This window comes from Cohnella terricola (assembly GCF_007786475.1).
GTDB classification, from domain to species: Bacteria; Bacillota; Bacilli; order Paenibacillales; family Paenibacillaceae; genus Cohnella; species Cohnella terricola.
The window spans coordinates 1-1,269 of sequence record NZ_VNJJ01000040.1; the positions used below are offsets into that span (position 1 = coordinate 1).

Annotated in this window: 1 protein-coding gene; it reads right to left on the minus strand. The window is 46.4% G+C overall.

The features are described from left to right. Positions 1–60: 60 nt before the first annotated feature. Positions 61–1,205 (minus strand): IS3 family transposase gene (locus FPZ45_RS25145; RefSeq protein ID WP_425457054.1). Its coding sequence is split into 2 segments (ribosomal slippage): positions 61–941 and positions 941–1,205, totalling 1,146 coding nucleotides; the frame shifts between segments, so codons are not numbered across the junction. Positions 1,206–1,269: the final 64 nt, after the last annotated feature.

Sequence of the window (1,269 nt, forward strand, 5' to 3'; positions counted from 1 at the left end):
TGACCTTGCATCGAAAAAGTGGACATAAAGAAAGACCCTCGAAAACCCATTATCCTAACGTCATTCAAGAGATTTAACTTGAAATGGCGGGACATATTGATTGGTGGAATGCGTTCTCCGTCGATTGTAAAATAATTCGATGTATTCAAATACAGCCTTCTTAGCCTCATCTCGAGTCTTAAAGGTGTAGTCATTAAGCCACTCCATCTTCAGCTTTCCCCAGAAGGATTCCATGGGGGAATTATCATGGCAATTGCCTTTCCGACTCATGCTGCAGACGAATTCGTGTTTAGCCAGAAGTGCTTGATAGCCCCTACTTGCATATTGAACGCCACGGTCAGAATGTACAAGAACCCCTTTGGGAGAGCCTGTACGCCCGATCGCCTGCTTTAGGGCTGCGGAGACTAACTCTGTTTTCATCCGGCTATCCATGGCCCAGCCAATGAGTTTTCGTCCGTACAAATCCATCACACCCGCGAGATATAGCCAACCTTCGGCCGTTGGAATGTATGTGATATCTGACAGCCACTTCTCGTTGGGCTTGCTTGCGGAGAAATCACGGTTAAGTAGATTTTCGGCTACCGGTAGGTCATGAGCAGAGTTCGTTGTTGCTTTAACTTTCTTAACAACTTTAGATCGAATCCCGTTCTTTCGCATGAGCCGTGCGACACGACCGCGACTTGCTTTCTGATCCGCCGGTAGATTGTTTGTGATTTGTGGAGACCCGTAAGCTCTCCTACTGGCCTCATGGATGGCCTTAATCACCTTGAGCAGTTCACGATTTTCTTTGCTGCGTTTGCTCTCAGGACGATTCACATAGGCATAATAGCCGCTTCTAGAGACACTCAAGGCCTGGCACATCTTCGCAATCCGAAATTCGAAGCGGTGTTCGTAGATGAACTTGAACTTAATTATTTCAGATTTTTCGCGAAGTAGGCCGCCGCCTTTTTTAAGATTTCATTCTCTTCCTTTAGGTCGGCCAATTGTTTCCGTAGCTTTCGCATTTCATCTTCTTCTGGAGCCAGGTTGCCACTGCCAGGAAATGCGTTTGCTCCATCGCGCTTATAGTATCTTACCCAGTCTCGAACCGTCGTGTAGTGCACATCTAGCTCTTTAGCAGAATCGCCAATCGTTGATTCGTTAGAGAGAATGCGTAATACGACTTGCTCCTTAAATGCTTTGTCAAACTTCTTCCGTTGCCCCATTGAAAATCCCTCCGTCTTTTATTATAGAGGGTTTCTCTGTGTCCATCTATTCGGGGCAAGGTCA